Raw genomic sequence first — 19,918 nt, forward strand, 5'->3', positions numbered from 1 at the left:
GGGTTAGGCGGCGATTTCCCGCACTTGAGCTGCTGCGGCTGACGCCTCAGCGATCCTCCATCGAGCGCCGGATGTCGTCGAGGTTGCGGTCGGCCTGCTCGAGCAGGGCGGCCGTGAGCGCGAAGCGGCGGTTGATCTCGGGATCCGGTGAGGCGGACTGCGGCTTGTAGCGGAAGTCGTGCTCGACCTCGGCCCAGACGTGCTCGAGCATGGTGCGGATCTGGATCTCGACCGGGAGCCCGGCCGCGAACTCGTCGAACGGTTCGGCGCCTCGCGTGTGGCCCACGAACTGCACGCTGCGATAGCCGAAGCTCTCGGCGCCGAGCAGGTTTCCCTTGTCGATGTACGACTCCTCGACGACCTCGAACACGCGCCTGGTCATCCGCTCCACCCGGGTCAGGTCGCTGCGGAAGAACGCCATGATGCGCAGGCCCACCATGTCGTGCACGGGCTTGGTCGGGTCGCGGCGCACCTTCTCCTCGAAGGAACCGCGCTTCTTCACGCGCGCCTCGACGCGGAAGTCGAACACGCCCCACTGCTTCAGCTGCTGGGGGATCTCCTGCTCCATGGCGTCGCGCAGCGCGCGGTACTCCAGCAGGGAGCGGTCGAAGCCTCGCAGGGCACCCCTCACCAGCTCCTCGTCATCCATGGGATCCAGCGTATGCGCAGCCACCGACATCCGGTTCGCGAAGCGCCTGCGCGCCCCGGTTCAGGTGCGGGAAGCCGCCAGTCGGCCCGTGGCGGATCCCGCACAAACGCATCGGGAGAACAGCTTCATTGCGTTCAAGCACGTCAGCAGGATGCCGATGGCGAGTGGGACTCCCACGACCAGCCACGCGAGCCATGAGGGGAAGTGCCACGCGCGGTTCGCCATATCGATGCCGGTGTGACAGGGTGCTACGGCGGAGGACGAGGACTCCTCACCGTTCCGGATGGTGCCAGGCTTGTGCCGCGCGCACTCCGGAACGAGGACGCAGGAGGAGGAGATGTGGCATCGCGCTTCGAAGAGATCGACTGGCAGCAGACGGACCAGGGCGAGATCAGCCTGCGCCGGCGCCATGACCTGGTGACCGACTCAGACGTCTACGAGGTGAAACTGGGCGAAGAGTTCCTGATGTCCAGCCTCTTCACGGCGGCGGAGATCGAGCTGTCGCGCCTCGCGCTCGCCGAGATCGACCGACCGCGACTACGGGTCATGGTGGGCGGGCTGGGCCTGGGATACACGGCGCAGGCAGCGCTCGCGGACCCGAGGGTCGCCGAGGTCACCGTCATCGAGGTCAACGAACCCGTTCTGGAATGGCACCGGCGGGAACTCCTGCCCGATGTCGTCGAGCTGGGCAGTGATCCGCGCTGCCGGCTGGTCCAGGACGACTTCTTCCGATTGGCGGCGGCCGAGCCCGAGCGAAGGTACGACGCCATCCTGCTCGACATCGACCACTCGCCGCGCCACGCGCTCAGCCCCGCGCACCAGGCGTTCTACACCGCACCGCGGCTCGCGGCGCTGCGCCGCCACCTCGCTGAGGACGGCGTCTTCGCGCTGTGGTCCGACGACCGACCCGATCAGGTGTTCGAGGCCGTGCTGAGCGAAGTGTTCTCGACCGTTGCGGCCCATGTCGTCGAGTTCGCCAACCCGCTCACCGGTGGCGTCTCGAGCAACACCGTCTACGTCGCGCGGCGGTAGCATTCGCCGAGCGCACGAGCTTGTATCCGACTCGACCGGACTCCCGACGAACTCGCTGCGATCGACGAGAGAGGGACCCGACCTGATGGTCGGGTCCCTCTCTCAACAGCGTCGGGGTGACAGGATTTGAACCTGCGACCTCCTCGTCCCGAACGAGGCGCGCTACCAAGCTGCGCCACACCCCGTTGCTTCCGCGGCGAACGCGGCGCAACCCGACCAGTCTAACCGATCCGGAGCCGTGCTTCGAACCGAGGCGGGGCCGTGTCAGGCGGGAGTGTCGACGGGCGCCTCCGCCTCTGCCGCTGCCGGTGGACGCTCTGGTGGCCTCGGCGGCGAGAAGCAGGCCGGCAGGCGCAACCGATGGCGAACACCGGACAGCGTCGGAATCGCGCTACGGCGCGGGACCGGCCGGGGGAGCGTTCTATGCCGGGCGCGGGGCCAGCGTGAGCAGCGACGCCTCGGGCAGGCAGGCGAAGCGCACCGGCGCGTAGATCGAGTGTCCGAGCCCCGCGCTGACGTTCAGCGGCACGGCGCGGCCGGCGTGCGCCCAGGTCGACAGCCCTCGCGTCTGCTCAGCGGGCAGGTCGCAGTTGGCCACCAGTGCCCCGTAGAACGGCACGCGCACCTGGCCGCCGTGGGTGTGCCCGGCGAACAGGGCGTCGACGCCGGCATCGACGAAGTCGTCGAGCACGCGCTGATACGGCGCGTGCGTCACGCCGAGCGTGAGCGGCGCCGTCGGGAGCGCCGCCAGAGCGTCGCGGGCGGCGTCGGCGTCGTCGAGGGCGTGGTGCGCGTCGTTCGTGCCGACGAACCGGATGGGGGAGCCCGCCGCCTCGATCGTGGCAGCAGTGTTGTCGAGCGCGGTCCAGCCGACCTCTTCGCTCAGGAACGCATCGAGCGCCGCGGTGTCAAGCGGGTTCGCGTGCACCCGGTGCTTCGACGGGCCGGCGAGGTACTTGAGCGGGTTGCGCGGCGTGGGCGCCCACAGGTCGTTCGACCCGTGCACGAACACTCCAGGCGTGCCCGCGAACGGAGCGAACGCCTCGCGCACGGCCTCGAGCCCATCCGGATGCCCCAGGTTGTCTCCCGTGTTGATCACCAGGTCGGGGCGCAGCCCTGCCAGGCGAGCGATCCACTCGCGCCTGCGGCGCTGCCACGGCGCGAGGTGCGCGTCGGAGACGTGCAGCACCCGGATGGGGCGGCTCCCCGGCTCGAGCACGCGCACGACGTGCGATCTCAGCGTGTAGAGGTGCCGTTCGATTCCGATGCCCCACACCGCGGCGGCAGCCGCGGTCGTGGCGGCAGCCGTGAACGCGGTGAGAGCGGTGCGGCCGGCCCGACTCATCGACTAGTCGTCATCGTCGTCGTTGCCGTTCCCATTGCCGCCGTTGTTCCCACCGTCGTCGCCACCGCCGCCACCGCAGGTCTTGGAGCTGTACTCGATTGTGACGGTGCTGCCGGAAGAGACCACGGAACCGCCGCTCGGGTCGGTGCCCCTCGCCCGGTCCTCATCGAGGTCGCCGTTCTGGTTGCATGAGCCGAGCGATGCGTTGAGACCGGCCGACTGCAGCGCGCCTCTCGCACCCGACAGGGACATACCGGACACGTCAGGCACCGAGACGCCGCTGCCGTTGCTCGGTTGGATCGTGACGATGGAGCCGCTCGGCGCGCTGCCGCTCGGGTCGGTGCTGTGCACGGTGCCCTCAGGTTCGGTTCCCGCCACCGAATTGCCGACCCTCGCATTGAAGCCGGCCGCCTCGATCGCGGCGGTCGCGTCGGCGACGGACATGCCCTGCACATTCGGCACATCGGCCAGAATGACGCGCGTCAGTTCGCTGTCGGGTGAGGGGAACGGATCGCTGCCGAGCTGGGCGTTCGCAGCTCGCTGCGTCTCGCGTGCGATGTTGTAGCGGATGTTCTGCAGGCCGTTTCCGAAGATGGAGCCTTCCCCCGTGGCGTTGCCCGCCCAGCCAGCAGTGGCCGCGCGGGTCGACGACTCGACGAGCATGGTCTGCAGATTCTGGTGGGTACCGGTCTTGCCGATCAGGGGAGTGCCGTCATAGGGGTTGCCTCCAGTGCCGGATCCTCCGTTCATGACGCCTGCCAGCGCGTATGCAGCGGTCGCAGCGACCTCGGGTTCGAGCACTTTCTTGCAGTCGTGCTCGGGGAGGGTCATCTCCTTGCCGTCGGGGTTGATCGCCTTCCTGATGGCGCGCTGGTCGCAGAGCACGCCGCCATTGGCAACCGTGCCATACGCCGAGGCGAGGTCGAGCGGCGCGATCGCCTTGTCGCCGATGACGTTGTTGGGGACGTTCTCCTCGGTGACCTTCTTGCCGTTGCCGAGGGTGACGCCGAGCCGGTCGGCGACCTTGTTGATTCCGCAGATGTCGAGCTGCTCGGCCATCGCCATGAACCCCGTGTTGAGCGACGCAGAGGTGAAGTCCATCGGCGTGCTCACTCGGCCCTGTATTCCGCCGAAGTTGCGCATCTCGGTCTGTTGGATCGCACCGCAGACGTTCATGTTGAAGGGACGGCTGGTGCCGTCGACGGTCTCTCTGACAGATCGCCCGCTCTCGAGCCAGTCGAGCAGCGTGAACATCTTGTAGGTCGAACCGGCCGAGAAGCCGATCGCGTGGCCGCGGTCGGCGGGTGCCGCGTATACGAGGCTCGTGTAGCCGTCGCCTGACTTGTGATTCGGGCTGAGGCTGTAGTCGGTGTTCTGCGCCATCGCCAAGATGTCACCCGTGCGTGGGTCGACCGTGACGACTGTCGAGCCGAAGTTCATATTCGCGACGGTCTGCGGCGCGTAGGTGTTGATCGCGTCTTCCGCCGCCTGCTGGATGAACGGGTTCAGGGTCGTGTAGATCTTCAGACCGCCACGGCTGAGCACCTGGCGACGTGCGTCCGCGGACTCGCCGAAGGCTTCATCGTTCAGGACCGTCTGGCGCACGTACTCGCAGAAGTACGCCGCATCTCCCGCCTGCTGACAGCCCTGAGTTCTCGACGTGATGTTGGGCTTGATCTCGGCGTCGTGGTACTTGTCGTGCTGGCCTTCCGTGATCTTGCCGTCTTCGAGCATGCGGTTCAGCACGTAGTTCTGACGCGACTTCGCGTACCTGTAGCCGTCCTCCGCAGAGTTGACCATCTCACCCTTGATCTCTCGGGTGCCTTCCTTCTTGTCGATGCGCAGCAGGTTCGGGTTCTGCACGATGCCCGCGAGGATCGCGGCCTCGCCGATGGTGACATCCTTCACGCTCTTGCCGAAGTAGCGCTTCGCCGCGGCCTCGATGCCGTAGGTCTGGCCGCCGAAGTTCGCGAAGTTGAGGTAGCCGAGCAGGATCTGCTCTTTTGTGTACTTCTTCTCGATGGCGATCGCGAAGCGCATCTCCTGGAGCTTGCGCTGATACCCCTCGGTGCCGCTGGAATCGGTCTGCTCGTTGTAGCAGTCGATGATCGCCGACTGCTGGTCCTCGGATGCCAGGCTGTCGAAGTCATCCGGAAGATCTTCCGATGTGCCCGCCTCGCAGCGCTGCACGAGCACGTTCTTGACGAACTGCTGGGTGATCGTCGATGCGCCCTGCGTGCTGCCGCCGCCGGCGTTCTGCAGGAGCGCGCGCGAGGTTCCGATCAGGTCGACGCCGCCATGGTCGTAGAAACGGGGGTCCTCACTGGAGAGCACAGCGTCGATGACGACCTGCGGCAGGTCTTCGTACTCGAGCGGGATGCGGTTCTGGTCGTAGAACGTGGCGAGCTCGACGTTCTTGCCCTCTTCGTTCTCGACGTAGATCGTGGTCGGCAGCATCGGCTGGTCGACCTCGAGGTCTGCGGGAATGTTCTCGAACATCGTCATGGCGCCGGATGCGGTGTAGCCGCTGAGCGCGATAGCGGGAGTGACCGTCGCGGTGACGAGCAGCCCGGCGACGGCGCTCAGGCCGACGAGACCGAGAATGCCGCCGACGACACCGCCGAGCGTTCTCTTCGAGTGAGGCATAGGCTGATGGTAATAGCGTTCCCTGTGGAGAATCTGCTTTGCCGGAGAGCTCCGCACAGAACGCCCACCGACCTTCTGCACACGACACCGGGAGTGCCATGACCACGTGGGAGTACCTCACGACGCCGCTGCTGATCCACAACACGGCGCAGATTCTGAACAACTGGGGCAAGCAGGGCTGGGAGCTCGTGCAGGTCGTGACGGGGCCAGAAGGCGGGCTCGTCGCCTATCTGAAGCGGCCCGTCACCGACTCAGGGCCGGCCAACGTCGGGCTGGGAGCAGCGGCAGAGGCCGCCAAGCAGTTCGAGGGCGAGCAGTGAGCGTCTCCGCGCGCCTCGCCGAGCTCGGGATCGACCTGCCGAGTGTCGCCGCGCCGGTCGCCGCATACATTCCGGCCAAGATCCACGGCGACCTGGTCTGGACATCCGGACAGCTGCCGTTCGTCTCGGGCGATCTGTCGGCCACCGGCAAGGTCGGCGACGGGCACGGTCTCGTTCCCGCGCCGGACGCGAAGGACTACGCCCGCACGTGCGCGCTGAACGCGCTCGCCGCGGCGGCCGCAGCCGTGGGCGATGTCGACCGCATCACCGGTGTGTTCAAGGTGACGGGGTTCGTCGCATCCGACCCCGCCTTCACCGGGCAGCCAGGCATCATCAACGGAACGAGCGAGGTGCTCGGCGAGATCTTCGGTGACGCCGGCGCGCACAGCCGCTCAGCCGTCGGCGTCGCAGCCCTCCCGCTCGACGCACCTGTCGAGGTCGAGGTCGCCTTCACCTTCGCGTAGGGTGCGCTGAGCCCGGGTGCCGAGCCGCGGCACAAACACTCAGCCGCGGCACAATCGACCCGATTCTGCCGCGGCTCGGCGATTATGCCGCAGCTGGGGCGTGGGCATCATCGTGATCGCCCGGCGCGACACTAGAATCGTGCACGCGGTGTGACGATGTGTGCGCCGAACCGTCTACGAAAGAAACCAGCAATGCGTCTGTTCGTTCAGGTCCCCTGTCTCAACGAGGAGCAGACCTTGCCCCTCGTGCTCGAGAGCATCCCGAAAGAGATCCCCGGGATCGATGAGATCCATGTCCTGATCATCGATGACGGATCGAACGATCGCACCGTCGAGGTGGCGCGGTCGTTCGGTGTCGAGCACTTCGTGTTCCACACGCGCAACATGGGGCTGGCGCGCTCGTTCCGCGACGGCGTCGACTACGCGCTGCAGCACGGCGCCGACATCGTGGTGAACACGGATGGGGACAACCAGTACCCGCAGGACCGCATCGCCGACCTGGTGCAGCCCATCGTGAACGGAACCGCCGACATCGTCATCGGCGACCGACAGACCAAGACGATCTCGCACTTCTCGCCGTTCAAGAAGCTGATGCAGCGGATCGGCAGCCAGGTGGTCAACTTCGCAGGCGGCACGAAGCTGCCGGATGCCGCCAGCGGTTTCCGCGCCTACTCGCGCGAATCGCTGTACCGGCTGAATGTGGTCACCGAGTTCAGCTACTGCATGGAGACGATCATCCAGGCGGGCCACAAGCGCATGCGGATCGACAGTGTGCCGGTGACGACGAACCCGAAGACTCGGGAATCGCGGCTGTTCAAGAACATCTTCCAGCACATGGGGCGCTCCGGCCAGGCGATCATGCGCAGCTACATCATGTTCAAGCCGCACGCGGTGTTCCTGAGCCTGGGGCTGCTGCTGCTCGTCCTGGCGATGATCCCGTTCGTGCGATACCTCGTGCTGATGTGGATCGGAGCGGCCGGCGACCACGTGCAGTCGCTCATCCTCGGCGTCGCGCTGCTTGTCGGCAGCCTGCTGTGTTTCGCGCTGCTGGTGATATCCGACATGCTGCGAACGAACCGCGCTCTGGTCGAGGAGAGCCTGGAACGGCTCAGAGCCATGCAGTACGCTCCGCAGAATCAGATCGACCCGACCGTGCCGTCCGTCGCCGACACCGTTCGCCATCCATCGATGATGGTGACGCCTCCGCTCGCGATGCGAGGGATTCAAGAAGACGGCCCCGAAGCAGACCGCACATAGCGACCCAGGATCGAGACGACACCACTGTGCTGAACAAGCTCAAGAAGATCGCGAAGGCGCTGCTCGCCATCACCTGGATCCGCCGCGTCTACGAGACGACGAACCGGATATTCCTCGAGGTGTTCGGGGGAAGCCGTGTGCTCACGCACCTGGTGTACTTCGTCAGCTTCATCACCTTCAACCGCGAGCAGGCAGCGGTGCTGCGTGGGCGCCGGAACTACTACCGCAACAAGAATCGCGAACGCATCACCCACGTCGAGCTGCGCCGCAACATCCACAGACTCGAAAAGGGACTCATCATGCGTCCGCGGCGCGACGTATTCGCCCGCGACTACATCACCGAGACCATCGAGTTCTACGAACAGGCCGCTGAACAGTGCCGCAGGGCTCCCGGCACGATGGACCAGAGCGAGATGGATTGGGCCCACGACGTACTCACGGAGTACTTCCGGGTGTCGGCCTCCGGCGACGACGTGGTGGATGCAGCGCGTGCGCGCTTCGCAGGCGCAGGGTACGACGCGGAACCGACGGGGAAGATCCCGTACGTGAAGCAGCAGCTCTCCGACATCGACTACGAGGCGTTCGAGGCGCTCGTCGCTCAGCGCCGCAGTGTGCGCTGGTACGAGGAACGTGAGATCCCGCGCGAGCTGATCGACAAGGCACTGCTGCTGGCCAGGCAGGCGCCGAGCGCGTGCAATCGGCTTCCATACGAGTTCCGGATCTTCGACTCTCCCGAGATGGTCCGCACCGTTTCGGACATCCCGTTCGGCACAGCGGGATACGGCCACAACATCCCGGCGATCGCGGTTGTGGTGGGGAAGCTGGAATCGTACTTCAGCCCGCGAGACCGACACGCCGTCTACGTCGACGGTTCGCTCGCCGCCATGCAGTTCATGCTCGGTCTGGAGACGCTGGGGCTGAGCTCCAGCGTGATCAACTGGCCGGACTTCGAACCGCTCGAACGCAAGATGCAGAAGACGATCGGTCTCGACCTCACCGATCGTGTCGTCATGCTGATCGCCTTCGGCTACGCCCACCCCGAGGGGATGGTGCCGCACTCGAAGAAGAAGGAGCTCGACACCTTCCGCCGCTACAACTGATGTCAGAGGAATCGACCGGCGCCGAACCACCGCGCAAGCGGCGCTCCGTGAAGAAGCAGGCGCTGCGCTGGGCGATTACGATCGTCGTCGTCGGCGTTGTCGGATACTTCTTCTCACGATCGCTGATCGAGAACTGGCACGAGCTGCAGGCGAACCCTGTCGACTTCGACTGGCTCTGGATCGTCGCAACTGTCGCGTTTGCGCTCGCCGTGCCGCTGACCGGGCTGCTGTGGGCGCGTATCGTTCGCGTCTGCGATACCGATGCCAGGATCAGTGCGGTCGAGGCCGTGGCGGTGCAGTGCCTGTCGTGGGTGCTGAAGTACATCCCCGGTCAGGTCGGTTCGGTCGCCAACAAGGTGCTGTGGGCGAAGAAGAAGGGCATCAGCCGCACGCTCGTCGTCATCAGCTTCATCTACGAGAACGTCTTCTTGCAGCTGGCCTCGATCGTGCCCGCGATCGTCCTCCTGTTCCTCAGCCTCGGGCCGCAGATATTCGGGGCCAACGTCACCACTCTCGTGCTGCCGCTGCTCGTGCTGATCCCCTTGGCGCTGGTGATGTATCGGCCGTTGTTCCACGGCATCTTGAGCAGGGTGGCAAAACGGGTGCTGAAGCAGGACGTGCCTCGCGAGTACTTCCTCAGCAGCTGGCAGTCGCTGCGGTCGGCTGCGGAGTTCCTGGGGCCGCGCATCCTGAACGGCGTCGGCTTCGTGCTGATCGCCGTGACCGTGTCGGATGTCGGGCCCGAGATGTGGCTGCCGTTCGCCGCCGCATATGTGCTTGCGGGGGCCATCGGCATCCTGGCGATCTTCGTGCCCAGCGGCATCGGCGTGCGCGAGGCCATCATCGTGCTGGTCCTCAGCCAGTACATTCCCGTCGCGCAGGCGATTGTGATCAGCCTGCTCGCTCGTCTGCTGTCCACCGTCGGTGATCTCGGCGTCGCCGCCGTGTACCTCATCACCCGCCGGACCATTCCGAAGGAGATCCGTCCGTGACCGACCAGCCCTCCCCGCACATCACCATCATCGGATCGGCGCTCTCCGGCAACAAGGGCGCCTCTGCGATGCTGGAGAGTGCCATCCAGACCCTGAACGCACGGCTCGACAATCCGCGGTTCACGCTGTTCAGCATGTACCCGCGGGAGGATCGCGCGCAGAATCCGTACGACAACCTCGACGTCGTCGCGGCCAAACCGAAGCAGCTCGGGGTCACGATCAACCTGCTCGCGCTGGGCTATCGGCTGCTGCCGTTCCTGCGCCCGCTGCTGCGCAAGCGGTCCAAGGCGATCCGGGCGCTCACCTCCAGCCAGGTGCTTCTCGATCAGGGCGGCATCACCTTCACAGACGGCCGCGAGAAGTTCCTGCTCTACAACGTCGCGTCCATTCTGCCTGCGTTGAACACCGCGACTCCGGTGTTCAAATGTGCGCAGGCGGTCGGGCCGTTCACGAACCCGGTGAACAGGTTCGTCTCGAAGGTCTTCCTGCCCAAGGTGCGCACGCTCGTCACCCGCGGCCGGATCACCCACGAACTCGCCGAGGGACTCGGTCTGAAGAACCTGCACGCCGGCGCCGACTACGCCTTCTCGCTGGAGATGGATGGCACCGAGGTGGAGCAGGTCGCAAAGCACGTCGACCTGACGTTCTTCGACGACGGCGACGTGGTCGGCGTGTGCCCCAGCGTGGTGCTGCAGAAGAAGGTCGAAGCGCGCGGCGGCGACTACATCAGCCAGATCGTCTCCTTCATCGCGCACCTGCGCGCGCAGGGCAAGAAGGTGGTTCTCGTGCCGCACAGCGTGCGCACCGGCACCGACAAGACTCACAACAACGACCTGCCGCTGTGTCAGGACATCCACTCTCGGATGGCGCTCGGAGACGACCTGCTGTTCATCGATCGCGAACTGAGTTCGCAGCAGCTGCGGTACCTCATCGGTCGCTGCGACATCTTCGTCGCCAGCCGATTCCACGCCATGGTGTCGTCGCTGGCGATGGCCGTGCCGACGCTGGTCATCGGCTGGAGCCACAAGTACCGCGAGGTGCTGGAGATGTTCGAACTCGAGGAATGGGCATTCGGTCACGACAAGCTCAATCCGTCCTATCTGCAGCAGCGCTTCGCCGAACTCGACGCGCAGCGCGGCGCAGTGCAGGCCAAGCTCGACGCTCACCTGCCGGAGGTCAAGCAGCGCTCCCTCGCGCAGGCCGATCTCATCGCCGACATCGTCCGCGCCCCTCAGGGGTGACAGCGACGGATCCGGTGCGGCGGGCATCAGCGCCGCACCGGATCGAGTGCGAGCGTGTCACCGCAGGAGGCCGGCGGCGTCGAGCTCGTCCTGAAGCTCGCCTGGGAGGACCCAGAGCCGGTAGGAGTAGTCGGGGTCGGCGTCGTACGCGCGCGCCCCGAAGGCGTCGGCTTCTGGCCAGTCCTCGCACGAGACGACGAGGTCGGAGTCGAATCGCTCGCCGACCCGACGATCGACGATCTCGACGACGCGTGGCGAGAGCCAGAAGGGGAGCCAGTTGATCGCATCCGATCTACCCGGTGCCCGGCAGGCGATATCGAAGTCGATCCGGGCACGGTCTGGGCCGAGCGCCACGGACTCGATCTGCTCGACCGCACCTGTGGTGTTTGCTGGGTAAGGTCGAGTCATATTCGGGTTCGCGAGGAGAGCGAGAGCGCATGAGAGGGCGAGCAGACAGGTGGCCAATGTCCGTGGATGATTACGCAGCACGACGTACGCACCGAGACAGACGAACACAAACGTCGTTGCCCACACCCAGAATCGGGCATCGTTGGTGAACGTCGGCGTCAGCGGGAGAACGAATGGGGCATCGGGGAACAGGAAGCGCCATGGAAGAATCGCCGGGTTCGACGCCGAGTACCAACCCCAGAGCGGAACGTTCCGAGCGACCCCCAGAACGACCGCGGCTGCCCCGGCTGCGAAGACGCCGACGGCGGTCGCGACCACGCTCCAACGAAGTCCGCGGACCAGTGCTGCGAGCGCGACGAGTACGACGATCGCCGCTACCGGGTCGATGTACCGGGAGTAGGTCCACGCGTCCAGCCGCACCCACCCGACGACGCGCAGCAGGACGTCCGGTCGCGTCCACCAGATCGCACTGACCAGTACGGCCGACAGGATCATGCCGAACATGAAAGTACCGGTACCGAGCCGACGCTCGCGCAGTTCGCGTATCGTCCAGACGACCACGACCACGCTCCCGACCGCGAACAGCCCCGCGGTACCGACGACCTGCACCCAGGTCTGGTTGAGGAAGACCTTCAGAAAGATCGAAGCGTCGAAGTTGTCGAGCGTGTTCTGAAGAGTTGCGTCCTTGCCGTAACCGTTGAGCAGCACACGCTCCGCAACGTATTGAGCGAAGCGATCGGCGGCCACATATGCGCAGAAGAGCAGCGCGAGACCGAGCAGGGCCAAGCGCCATCGCCGCAGGGCGAACCCGAGCAACCAGATCCCCGCCGTCGCCACCAGTGCGATCGTGCGCGGGTGTGTCACGTATGCCGCGCCGATCGCCGCGACGAACAGCACCACGCGCCACCACGACGGCCGTTGCCACAGCGCGAAGGCGGCGAGCACGACCCACGCGACGAAGAACGCGATCGCCTGCTCGCTGAGGGCATATTCGGCAAAGGCGCTCCGCGCGGGCAGAATCATCACGATCGAGGAGATCGTGATGCTCTGCGGCCAGGTCAACCTTAGGCGGCGGCCGAGCAGAGCCAGTGGCACGATCGTCGCGACGCCGATCACGTTGCTCACGGTGAGTGCGGCGGCGTACACCGTCGCGGCGTCGTGAGTGAACCACCAGATGGGCGCCAGGACGACTGCCCAGCCCGGGTAGTAGCCGCTGCCGGCGAGTTGGGTCACGTTGTCGTCGCCGGAGACGAGACGGGCCATCTGCAACAGGTGGTTCTCGTCATAGCCGGTGCGCGGCGCGATCGCCGACTGCGCGATGTACCAGTACAGAATGATCGTGGCGACCGGGCCGACAACAGCCAGCACCCGCCAGACCCAGCTTCCGCGGCCCTCTGTCCGTTCGTGCGGCTCGCTCGCTTGACGCAGCGATGTCGGCATGACGATGGTCGTGGTCAAGTGAACTCCTGCAGGGTGCGCGGCGACCAAAAGTGTAGCGTCTCCACTGTCGCACAGCGGTATGGGACGCGCCCTGCGTGCAATGCGATGAAGCGTTTCGGGATCATGCGGCGATTCACGGTCCTCGCCGAATCTCGATATCGTGGTTGTGCGTCGGATGAGGATCGACGTGCGTCGGCGGGGAGACGGCAGTTCTACTAGTGAAAGGCACTGGGATGGCGCTGTTCCGGACTCGTACTCCTGTTGACCCCGCGCCTAGCGTCGTCCGTACTCGGTACCTCGTCTCGACCTCGGGCCACCCCAACTACGGCGACGAACTGATCGCCAGGGCTTGGCTCGACTTCTTGGCCGCACGCGAACCCGAATCGGTGGTGTGGCTGGACTGCCCGCATCCTGGGCGTGCGGCGCATCTGTTCGCCGACACCCATCCGAACCTGCGCACCACCAACACGCTGTGGGAGCTCGCCATGGGCAGCGAGACGCACGACCCGGCGGTCGACGCGGCCAGGATCGCGCGGCTGGTGCGCGACCTTGGTTCGCCTCGCTTCGACGAAGGCCTGCGAATGCTGCGCGGTGCAGACTCCCTGCACCTTCTCGGCGGCGGATACCTCAACTCGATGTGGCACGACAACCTGGGCCTCGTCTCCGCCGCGGCCGAGATCCATCGTGCCTTCGATGTGCCGGTCTTCGCGACCGGGCAGGGGCTGATGCCGCTCGATGACGCCCACAGGGGCTGGCTGGCCGACCAGTTCGCGGCCTTCTCTCACGTCGAGGTGCGTGACGAACCCAGTGCCGAGATCACGAAGACGCATCGGGAGAACGACGACGCCTTCCTCGCGCTCGCGTTGTCGCGACCGGTGTTCGCAGAGCACGACTCACCAGAGCGGATGGTGTTGGTTCAGGGCGACCTGCTCGCCTGGAGCGATGAGGAAGCGACCGAGTCGATTCGCAGCTTCACAGGCGACAACGGCGATGTCGACGTCGGTTTCGCCGAGGCGATTCCACCGGATGATCTGCGCTATGCGAATCTGATGCCCGACGCTCGTGCCTATTCCTTCGGTCAGCTGTGGCATGACGGTCTGCCTGCGAAAGCCGGTCAGCACTGGCTGACGACGCGATTCCACGCGCATCTGCTTGCTGCAGCTGCCGGGGCAGCGGGCACTGTGATCGCTGGTCAACCGGGCTACTACGACGTCAAGCACGCGTCACTGCTGGAACTGGGCACAGGGTGGAACGTTGTTCCCGCCGGAACCGACCTGTCATCCCCCGAGGCGAGGCCGACCGTCGACCCCAGTTTTCCGAAGAAGGCGAAGATGCTTGCGGCCCGGAAGAAGGCTCTGGCAGACCGCCTCTACGAGTGAGACGGGGCGGGGCGTCGGGCCGACAGTGGGCTGCTTGACCCAGGCGTCGGCGCCAGATGCGCTGAGCCGCGGCACAATCGCTGAGCCGCGGCACAAACGACCCGATTCTGCCGCGGCTCGAGGATTCGGCCGCGACTGGGAGCGCGATGCCGACGCACGACGTGCCGACGCTGACACGAGTGGGCGGTCCCGGAGCATCCGGAACCGCCCACTGCCATCCGGCTACTTGACCTGCGAGCTGATGATGCTCATCACCGAGGTGTCGGCCAGGGTCTGCGTGTCGCCGACTTCGCGGCCCTCTGCGACATCGCGCAGCAGACGGCGCATGATCTTGCCCGAGCGGGTCTTCGGCAGCTCGCCGACGATGTAGACATCGCGCGGGCGGGCGATCGGGCCGATCTGCGTGCCGACCCACGTGCGCAGCGCGTCTGCGAGACCCGCCGCCGAGTTGTCGCGCAGGAAGCTCTCCTTCAGGATCACGAACGCGACCACTGCCTGGCCGGTCGTCTCGTCGCTGGCGCCGACCACCGCGGCCTCGGCCGTCGCCTCGTGCGCGACCAGGCTCGATTCGATCTCGGCGGTCGAGAGGCGATGGCCCGACACGTTCATGACATCGTCGACGCGGCCGAGCAGCCACACGTCGCCGTCCTCGTCGAGACGCGCGCCGTCACCGGCGAAGTAGTAGCCCTTGTCCTGGAACATGCGCCAATATGTCTCGACGAAGCGATCCGGGTCGCCCCAGATGCCGCGCAGCATGCTCGGCCACGGCTCGGTCACGACCAGCAGGCCGCCGTTGCCGTTGTCGACCGACTCGCCCTGCTCGTCGACGACGGTCGACGCGATGCCGGGGAGCGCAACCTGCGCGGAACCCGGTTTGGTCTCCGTGACGCCGGGCAGCGGCGAGATCATGATCGCGCCGGTCTCGGTCTGCCACCAGGTGTCCACAATCGGGGCTGTGCCGGCGCCGACGACGTCGCGGTACCACATCCACGCCTCGGGGTTGATGGGTTCGCCCACCGACCCGAGCACCCTCAGGCTCGACAGGTCGCGCGCCTGCGGGATCTCGCGGCCCTGCTTCATGAACCCCCGGATGGCCGTGGGAGCCGTGTAGAAGATGGACACGCGGTATTTCTCGATGAGATCCCACCACCGGCCTGGCTCGGGAGACTCGGGGGTGCCCTCGTAGAGCACCTGCGTCGCGCCGTTGGCGAGCGGGCCGTAGAGCGCGTAGGTGTGGCCGGTGATCCAGCCGATGTCGGCGGTGCACCAGTACACATCGGTCTCGGGGTGCAGGTCGAAGACGTTGCGGTGCGTGAACGCCGCCTGGGTGAGGTAGCCGCCCGAGGTGTGCAGGATGCCCTTCGGCTTTCCGGTCGTTCCCGAGGTGTACAGGATGAACAGCGGAGTCTCCGACGGGAAGGCACGGGCCTCGTGCACGCCCGATGCCTGCGGCACGACGTCGTGGTACCAGATGTCGCGGCCGTCGACCCAGTCGACCTCGTTCTCGCCGCGGCGTACGACGAGCACATGCTCGACCGTCGCCTGCTCGCCGGAACCGTTGCGGTCGGAGAGCGCCTGGTCGACCGCAGGCTTGAGCGAGGAGACCTTGCCCTTGCGCCAGCCGCCGTCGGCGGTGATGACCAGCTTCGCCCCGGCGTCGTCGATGCGGGCGCGCAGGCTGTCGGCGCTGAAGCCGCCGAACACGACGGAGTGGATCGCTCCGACGCGGACGACGGCGAGCATCGCGGCGACGGCCTCGGGGATCATCGGCAGGTAGATCGCGACACGGTCGCCCTCGCCGACCCCCAGATCGGCGAGAACATTCGACAGGCGCTTCACCTCGTCGGTGAGATCCGCGTACGTGAGGGTGCGGGTGTCACCCGGCTCGCCCTCGAAATGGAACGCGACGCGATCGCCGCGGCCCGCCTCCACGTGGCGGTCGAGGCAGTTGTACGCGACGTTCAGCTCGCCGTCGGCGAACCAGCGCGCGAACGGCGGGTTCGACCAGTCGAGGATCTCGGTGAACGGCTTCTGCCAGGTGATCAGGTCGCGCGACTGCTCCGCCCAGAATGACTCACGGTCGGCATTCGCCTGCTCGTACAGCTCCGACGTTGCGATCGCATTCGCTGCGAACTCCGCACTCGGTGGAAAGACACGTTTCTCGTCCAGAAGGTGGTCGATCTGACTGCTCATGTAGCGCGCTCCTTCGCGGGCCCGGTGCATCCGGATGTCGGTGCGTGCGCAATTGCACGGGATGGGTACTCATCGAATCTATGCCCGCTGGCAGGGTCGTTTCCACCCCCGAAAGGCGGGGGTCCGGCCGATCGTGTCGCTCACAGGCCGGTGCCGTCGGCGTGTCGTCGGATCGGCCTGTGGACAGCGGCCCGCGCCGGATCGGTCCTCCATAGCGTCGGGGCATGAGCCAACCGTTCGTCGTGCAGCCGAGACAGGGCCGAGGGCCCGTCGTGCAGCAGGCGCGGGCCCGCGGCGGCGAGATCCGCGCTGCGGTCGAGATGCCTGAGGACGTCTTCGGGCCGCTTGCTCCGTTCCTCACAGCGCCGGGTGTGACCGATGCCTTCGTCAACGGTGCCAGCGGTCTGTATGTCGACCGCGGCTCAGGCGCACAGCGTGCCGTCGGATGGCGGGCCTCGGAGCGCGAGGTGCGCGATCTGGCCGTCCAGCTGATCGCGCGAGGCGGCCGACACATCGACGACGCGACGCCATGCGTCGATGTGCGGATGCCAGGCGGCGTGCGCGTGCACGCGGTGCTGCCGCCGGTGGCGAAGGGCGGCACGGCGCTGTCCATCCGGATTCCCGCCGTGTCGGGAGCCGATCTCGGCGAGCTCGCCGGCGGCGGCACCTTCGACGAGACCGTGAGGGCGTGGCTGGTGCGGATGATCGATGCGCGCGAGAACGTGCTCGTCACGGGTGCGACCGGGTCGGGCAAGACGACGCTGCTGGGTGCGCTGCTGGCGCATGTGCCGCACTCGGAGCGGATCGTGACGATCGAAGACGTCGCGGAGCTGCGCGTCCCGCATCCGCATCACGTGGCGCTGGAGGCCAGGCAGCCGAACCTCGAGGGAGCGGGAGGCGTCGGGCTGCCGAGACTCGTGCGCGAGTCGCTGCGGATGCGGCCCGACCGGATCGTCGTCGGCGAGTGCCGCGGTGAAGAGGTGCGCGAGCTGCTGACTGCGCTGAACACCGGGCACGACGGGGGAGCGGGCACCCTGCACGCGAGCGGCCTGGCGGATGTGCCGGCGCGGCTCGAGGCGCTCGGTGCACTGGCTGGCATGGATGACCACGCCGTCGCCCGTCAGGTCACCAGCGCGATCTCGTGGGTGCTGCACCTGGAGCGCGACGGCGGCGGGCGCAGACGTCTGGCGAGCGTCGGCCGCTTCGGCGCGGCCGGAGGGCGGCTCACGATCGAGGAGGTGCGGCCATGGGAGTGAACGGCGCGCGGCGCAGGCGCAGGCGGCATTCGCGCACATCATCAGACGGATCGTCGGCGTTCGGCCCGAGCGAGGACAGAGCCGCCGATGGTGAGGAGCGCGGTGCCACCCGGTCCGCACCGCGCAACCGTAAAGGCGGCAGAGAACGGCGAAGGACCGGCGGTGCGGAAGGGCGGTCACGCGAAGCAGGGACCGCCCGTGACGTGCCTGGCAGCGTGCTCCGACTGTCGGCGCTGCTCGAAGCAGGTGCGGTGCCCCAGGCAGCGTGGCGCCACCTCGCGGAGTCGGGAGACGCCGCGGCGCAGCGGATCGCAGACCGCGCCGATCGGGGAGCCGCCGTCGCAGAGGCGATCGGCGGCGAAGCCGTCGCACCGGTGCGCCGACGATGGGGCAGACGCGCGGCTGTCGAGCGCGACCGGGCCGCGGCGTGGCGCGACATCGCCGCCGCGTGGGAGATCGCCGCCACGGTGGGCGCCCCGCTCGCCGAGTCTCTGCGCGGCATGTCGCGCGCGCTGCGTGATGCGCAGGAGACGCTCGACGACGTGCGCGTCGCGATGGCCGAGCCGACGCATACGGCCCGCCTGATGAGCGTGCTGCCGTTCGTGGGCGTCTTCATCTCCCTCGCGCTCGGCTTCGACATGATCGGCGTGCTCACCACGCCGGGTGCGGGGCTGGTGTGCCTGTCGGCGGGGCTCGCGATGGTCGCCGGCGGTCGGCTGTGGACATCCGGTCTCATCCGCGCCGCCAGACCGGCACCTGGAACACCCGGGCTGTACGCCGAGCTCACCGCCATCGCTCTCGGCGGCGGGGTGTCGCTCGACCGAGCCCGCGCCCTGGTCTCGGGGGCGACCGGTGCGGCGGCGGGCGGATCGTCGACGCAGGCCGAGGCATCCGCGACAGGCGGCGGGACCTCAGCGGACGACGAGGTGGAGCGCGTGCTCGACCTGTCGCGCCGCGCGGGAATTCCCGCGATCGACCTGCTGCGCGCGACGGCGGAGCAGCAGCGCAGCGCAGCGCGCACCGACGGGCGGGTGCGCGCTGCGCGTCTCGGCACGCGCCTGCTGCTGCCGCTCGGAGCGTGCACGCTGCCCGCGTTCCTCTGCCTCGGCGTCGTGCCGATGCTCCTCGCCGTGCTGCAGACCACCTCGTTTCCCGACCTGTGACGTCCGGGATCGCATGCCCCCGCGATCGGTCCCTACGGCCGGCCGCATCACCAGAGAAGAAGGAGTACACCATGAACACCGCAAGCGAACTGTTCCGCGATGAAGAAGGAGCATCGACCGCTGAGTACGCGATCGTCACGTTGGCAGCCGTTGCGTTCGCCGGGCTGCTCGTCGCCGTGCTGAGATCCGACGGCGTGCGCAGCATGCTCGGCGACATCATCGAACGCGCGCTGAACTCGGCATGATGCCATTGCGTCGTCGGGCGCTCGGTCGGCCCGGCGGCGACCAGCGCGGGTCGGTGACGGCGGAGCTCGCCGTCACCCTCCCCGCGGTCGTCGTGGTCGTCATGCTCGCCGTGGGAGCTCTGACGTGCGCCGCCGCGCAGGTGCGGCTGCAGGACGGCGCTGCCGATGCGGCAAGGCTCGTCGCCCGCGGAGACGAGGCGCGCGCAGGCGGGGTCGTGACCGGTGCCGTCGACGGTGCGACCCACCGCGTCGCGCGCTCGGGCGATCTGGTGTGCGTCACCGCGCTCGTCGACGCGCAGTTCGGTCCCGTCAGCGTGCCGCTCACCGCGCGCAGCTGCGCACTCGACGGGGGACTGTGATGAGCGGTTCCGTGCTCGCGGCCGGCGTGATGGGCGGCTCCGTCGTGCTCGCACTCGGCCTCGTCGCCGTCGGCGGGGCGGCAGCCGAGAGTCAGCGCGCTGCCGGCATCGCCGACGCGGCGGCGCTCGCCGCAGCCGACGCCGCCAGCGGCGCGATCACCGGAGAGCCGTGTGCCAGAGCGGCCGAGGTCGCGCTGGCACAGGGCGCGAGCGTCTCCTCGTGCACACTCGACGACCTGATCGCGACCGTGTCCGTCTCCTGGCACTATGCTGGGGTCCCCGCACTGGCCGTTTCCCGCGCTGGTCCTCCGTGAGGCGCCCGTCACCAACTGCAGATCCGCTGTCAGCACGAGCCGCGCACCGCGACGATGCCCCGAACTCCACCGCTGGAGATCCGGTATTCCTACACAGCTGGGAATGTGTATGGTT

The 19,918-nt window shown here is 67.3% G+C and carries 19 protein-coding genes and 1 tRNA gene; 13 read left to right on the top strand and 7 right to left on the bottom strand.

The window, feature by feature from the left end:
- Nucleotides 1-46: 46 nt before the first annotated feature.
- A complete protein-coding gene (locus tag DZG09_RS07470; protein ID WP_162893207.1) occupies nt 47-649 on the bottom strand; it encodes a GTP pyrophosphokinase in 603 nt (200 codons plus the stop codon).
- A gap of 60 nt (nt 650-709) precedes the next feature.
- A complete protein-coding gene (locus DZG09_RS17075; RefSeq protein ID WP_420845887.1) occupies nt 710-1,060 on the bottom strand; it encodes an MFS transporter small subunit in 351 nt (116 codons plus the stop codon).
- Between DZG09_RS17075 and DZG09_RS07475 the strand changes: the two genes are divergently transcribed.
- Nucleotides 989-1,681, top strand: a complete 693-nt coding sequence (locus tag DZG09_RS07475; RefSeq protein ID WP_119697447.1) for a spermidine synthase — start codon at nt 989-991, stop codon at nt 1,679-1,681. The two genes, DZG09_RS17075 and DZG09_RS07475, sit on opposite strands and share 72 nt — an antisense overlap.
- A 111-nt stretch (nt 1,682-1,792) precedes the next feature.
- Here DZG09_RS07475 and DZG09_RS07480 read toward each other — a convergent pair.
- From DZG09_RS07480 to DZG09_RS07490, 3 genes are all read right to left on the bottom strand, one after another.
- Nucleotides 1,793-1,866 (bottom strand) — tRNA-Pro (locus DZG09_RS07480).
- 236 nt (nt 1,867-2,102) lie between these two features.
- Complete coding sequence (locus tag DZG09_RS07485) at nt 2,103-3,026, bottom strand: metallophosphoesterase (RefSeq protein WP_119696976.1); 924 nt, start codon at nt 3,024-3,026, stop codon at nt 2,103-2,105.
- A 3-nt stretch (nt 3,027-3,029) separates the two neighbouring features.
- Nucleotides 3,030-5,672, bottom strand: coding sequence for a transglycosylase domain-containing protein (locus tag DZG09_RS07490; RefSeq protein WP_119696977.1), 2,643 nt, complete (start codon nt 5,670-5,672; stop codon nt 3,030-3,032).
- 98 nt (nt 5,673-5,770) lie between these two features.
- On the opposite strand from DZG09_RS07490, the gene DZG09_RS07495 reads away from it, so the two are divergent.
- The 6 genes from DZG09_RS07495 (at nt 5,771) to DZG09_RS07520 (ending at nt 11,046) form a co-directional block, all read left to right on the top strand.
- Complete coding sequence (locus DZG09_RS07495; protein WP_119696978.1) at nt 5,771-5,992, top strand: Sp36 family protein; 222 nt, start codon at nt 5,771-5,773, stop codon at nt 5,990-5,992.
- Nucleotides 5,989-6,456 carry a RidA family protein gene (locus DZG09_RS07500; RefSeq protein WP_119696979.1) on the top strand — a complete coding sequence of 156 codons (468 nt, stop codon included), beginning with the start codon at nt 5,989-5,991 and terminating at the stop codon, nt 6,454-6,456. Before DZG09_RS07495 ends, DZG09_RS07500 begins: the two co-directional genes overlap by 4 nt.
- A 192-nt stretch (nt 6,457-6,648) precedes the next feature.
- On the top strand, nt 6,649-7,713 hold the full coding sequence (locus DZG09_RS07505; RefSeq protein WP_119696980.1) for a glycosyltransferase family 2 protein: 1,065 nt from the start codon (nt 6,649-6,651) through the stop codon (nt 7,711-7,713).
- A gap of 26 nt (nt 7,714-7,739) precedes the next feature.
- Nucleotides 7,740-8,813 carry a nitroreductase family protein gene (locus tag DZG09_RS07510; RefSeq protein WP_119696981.1) on the top strand — a complete coding sequence of 358 codons (1,074 nt, stop codon included), beginning with the start codon at nt 7,740-7,742 and terminating at the stop codon, nt 8,811-8,813.
- Complete coding sequence (locus tag DZG09_RS07515) at nt 8,813-9,805, top strand: lysylphosphatidylglycerol synthase domain-containing protein (protein WP_119696982.1); 993 nt, start codon at nt 8,813-8,815, stop codon at nt 9,803-9,805. The genes DZG09_RS07510 and DZG09_RS07515 overlap by 1 nt, the downstream gene beginning before the upstream one ends.
- Entirely contained in the window at nt 9,802-11,046 is a 1,245-nt protein-coding gene (locus DZG09_RS07520; RefSeq protein ID WP_240423757.1) for a polysaccharide pyruvyl transferase family protein, read from the top strand. The genes DZG09_RS07515 and DZG09_RS07520 overlap by 4 nt, the downstream gene beginning before the upstream one ends.
- Before the next feature lie 57 nt (nt 11,047-11,103).
- On the opposite strand, the gene DZG09_RS07525 is transcribed toward DZG09_RS07520, so the two are convergent.
- Nucleotides 11,104-12,912, bottom strand: a complete 1,809-nt coding sequence (locus DZG09_RS07525) for a hypothetical protein (protein WP_119696983.1) — start codon at nt 12,910-12,912, stop codon at nt 11,104-11,106.
- A gap of 215 nt (nt 12,913-13,127) precedes the next feature.
- Between DZG09_RS07525 and DZG09_RS07530 the strand changes: the two genes are divergently transcribed.
- A complete protein-coding gene (locus tag DZG09_RS07530; protein ID WP_119696984.1) occupies nt 13,128-14,273 on the top strand; it encodes a polysaccharide pyruvyl transferase family protein in 1,146 nt (381 codons plus the stop codon).
- Nucleotides 14,274-14,495: 222 nt separating this feature from the next.
- Here the strand turns inward: DZG09_RS07530 and acs are convergent, their stop codons facing one another.
- The gene (acs, locus tag DZG09_RS07535; protein WP_119696985.1) at nt 14,496-16,466 is read right to left on the bottom strand and encodes an acetate--CoA ligase; all 1,971 of its coding nucleotides are present in this window, start codon (nt 16,464-16,466) and stop codon (nt 14,496-14,498) included.
- Between the two features lie 224 nt (nt 16,467-16,690).
- Between acs and DZG09_RS07540 the strand changes: the two genes are divergently transcribed.
- The 5 genes from DZG09_RS07540 to DZG09_RS07560 all read left to right on the top strand — a co-directional run bounded on the left by DZG09_RS07540 (nt 16,691) and on the right by DZG09_RS07560 (nt 19,803).
- On the top strand, nt 16,691-17,722 hold the full coding sequence (locus tag DZG09_RS07540) for a TadA family conjugal transfer-associated ATPase (RefSeq protein ID WP_119696986.1): 1,032 nt from the start codon (nt 16,691-16,693) through the stop codon (nt 17,720-17,722).
- Between the two features lie 215 nt (nt 17,723-17,937).
- A complete protein-coding gene (locus DZG09_RS07545; protein ID WP_240423759.1) occupies nt 17,938-18,885 on the top strand; it encodes a type II secretion system F family protein in 948 nt (315 codons plus the stop codon).
- A gap of 71 nt (nt 18,886-18,956) precedes the next feature.
- The gene (locus DZG09_RS07550; protein WP_119696988.1) at nt 18,957-19,130 is read left to right on the top strand and encodes a DUF4244 domain-containing protein; all 174 of its coding nucleotides are present in this window, start codon (nt 18,957-18,959) and stop codon (nt 19,128-19,130) included.
- Nucleotides 19,127-19,489 carry a TadE family type IV pilus minor pilin gene (locus tag DZG09_RS07555; RefSeq protein ID WP_240423761.1) on the top strand — a complete coding sequence of 121 codons (363 nt, stop codon included), beginning with the start codon at nt 19,127-19,129 and terminating at the stop codon, nt 19,487-19,489. Before DZG09_RS07550 ends, DZG09_RS07555 begins: the two co-directional genes overlap by 4 nt.
- Nucleotides 19,489-19,803 (top strand): Rv3654c family TadE-like protein, encoded by a 315-nt coding sequence (locus tag DZG09_RS07560; RefSeq protein WP_119696989.1) that lies wholly within the window; start codon nt 19,489-19,491, stop codon nt 19,801-19,803. Before DZG09_RS07555 ends, DZG09_RS07560 begins: the two co-directional genes overlap by 1 nt.
- The last annotated feature ends 115 nt before the right edge of the window (nt 19,804-19,918 follow it).

It is taken from the genome of Microbacterium halotolerans (assembly GCF_003569805.1).
In the GTDB taxonomy this organism is placed as follows: domain Bacteria; phylum Actinomycetota; class Actinomycetes; order Actinomycetales; family Microbacteriaceae; genus Microbacterium; species Microbacterium halotolerans.